The sequence below is a fragment of the Holdemanella sp. genome (assembly GCF_056804935.1).
Genome location: NZ_DBMEXE010000257.1, coordinates 1 through 2,040, shown reverse-complemented (window position 1 = coordinate 2,040; position 2,040 = coordinate 1). Strand labels below are relative to the sequence as shown.

Here is a 2,040-nt window from a genome sequence, read left to right as displayed (position 1 = left end):
TTTTGGTTCTTGACATATTTATTTTAAAACAACGAAAAAAGATACCCACAAGTGAGTATCACAACTGTCACGTTGTTGTCCTCCTTATGGGTACCATTTTATGTCCTTCCTCCTTTTGTTGAATCTCATGTTCATTTAGATACTTGTTTGACAGCTGGTCAACCACATTGGAATATGTCGGGAACTTTATTTGAAGGTATTGAACGTTGGGAAGAGCGTAAGGAGTTTTTAACTAAAAAAGATGTAATGGATCGTGTGAATAAAGTCATTCGTATGCAGGCAAGTCATGGTGTTCAACATGTCCGTACGCATGTGGATATCAATGATCCAAATCTAACAGCTTTAGAAGCTATCTTGGAATTAAGAGAAGAAGTAAAGGATTTCATGGACATTCAAATTGTTGCGTTTCCTCAATATGGAATTTTGAGTTATCCAAAAGGAAAGGAATTGTTGGAAACAGCTTTGAAATTGGGTGCAGATGCAGCTGGAGCTATTCCTCACTTTGAATTTACGCGTGAATATTCGGTCGAATCTTTAAAAATTTGTTTTGAATTAGCACAAAAATATGGAAAGCTAATTGATATTCATTGTGATGAAATCGATGATGAAGCAAGTCGAGGACTTGAAACAGTTGCGACACTTGCTTATGAAACTGGTATGAAAGATCAGGTAACGGCAAGTCATACAACGGCAATGCATTCTTATAATAATGCGTATATGATTCGTTTGATGCGTATTTTAAAAATGTCAAATATTAACTTTGTAGCCAATCCTTGTGTGAATGTACATTTAGGTGGTCGTGCGGATACATATCCTAAACGTCGTGGATTAACACGAGTTAAGGAATTAACAGAAGCTGGATGCAATGTATCTTTTGGAACCGATGATATTTTTGATCCATGGAATCCAATGGGAAGTGGAAATATGCGTGATCCTGTTTATATGGGAATTTATACCGGACATATGATGGGGTATGAGGAAATTTTAAATTCGTATAAATTTGTAACGACAAATGCAGCTAAAACTTTACATTTAGGGGATAGCTACGGAATTCAAGAAGGAAATCCAGCAAGTTTTGTGGTGATGGATGCAAAAAATTATCATGAAGCTTTAAATTTGGATGCTCCTGTATTAAAGTCTTACAAAAATGGAAAGTTGATCGCATCTTGTACACCGGCAACACGAAAGATTCTATTTTAAAAGGTCCTTATGGATCTTTTTTTTCTTTTGCTTAATGATTTAGAAAGAGAAGAAGATGAATATCCGTATTATTATTATTATTATTATTATGATAAAATTTAAGTAGAGATATTCGAATAGAAAAGGGGTGACATGTATGTTTCTAACTATCTTTATCATAATAATCTTAGTATTCATCTTGTTAGAACTAGCTTCTATTAAAGATGAAATCAAAAAGAACAATGAACTTCTAATTCAATGTCTAAAGAAAAAAGAATAAGAGGCTGATTTAAAAAGCCTCTTATTTACTTTGTAGCATGAAATAATAGATTTCTGGTTTTGCCATAAAACGAAGATTTACGTGTGTGCATCCTACACCGGATGAAATGATGTATGGAAAGGCAAGACGTTTTGCGTGGGAACGATTCAATGATTTTGCCCCATCTATCGATTTATATCCACCAAAAATAGGGAATGTGATTTGATTGCCATGAGAGTGTCCACATAATGCAAGGGATATTGATTTTGTGGATAATTCTTCATTAGTCAGTGTATCTGGCATGTGAGTAATGAGCAGATTGTATTGTTTGTCTGACGTTGAAATTTTACTTGGATCAGGCGTATTTGATAATGCACTTAATGTAATGCCTTCCTCTTTTCTGTTTGTAAGAAGAATTGTTTCGTTTTCTAATATTTCAAATTGTGCCTGATTTAAAATGGAACGAACTATGTCGTTGTTTGCATCATCCTTTTCGCCTAAGACACAGTTATCTGGTGGAACATACAAATGCTCCTGTTCGCCGGGACTTGATGGACGAAATAGACTGGAACGACAGACTGATCGGCATCAAGGGTACTCGT

Annotated in this window: 2 protein-coding genes; one reads left to right on the top strand and one right to left on the bottom strand. The window is 35.0% G+C overall.

The window, feature by feature from the left end; genetic code table 11:
* The first annotated feature begins 51 nt into the window (after positions 1-51).
* Positions 52-1,200 carry a cytosine deaminase gene (codA, locus tag ACZQCL_RS09030; protein WP_482482918.1) on the top strand — a complete coding sequence of 383 codons (1,149 nt, stop codon included), beginning with the start codon at positions 52-54 and terminating at the stop codon, positions 1,198-1,200.
* Between the two features lie 280 nt (positions 1,201-1,480).
* Here codA and ACZQCL_RS09025 read toward each other — a convergent pair whose 3' ends face one another.
* The gene (locus ACZQCL_RS09025) at positions 1,481-1,966 is read right to left on the bottom strand and encodes a hypothetical protein (RefSeq protein WP_482482916.1); all 486 of its coding nucleotides are present in this window, start codon (positions 1,964-1,966) and stop codon (positions 1,481-1,483) included.
* Between the last annotated feature and the right edge of the window lie 74 nt (positions 1,967-2,040).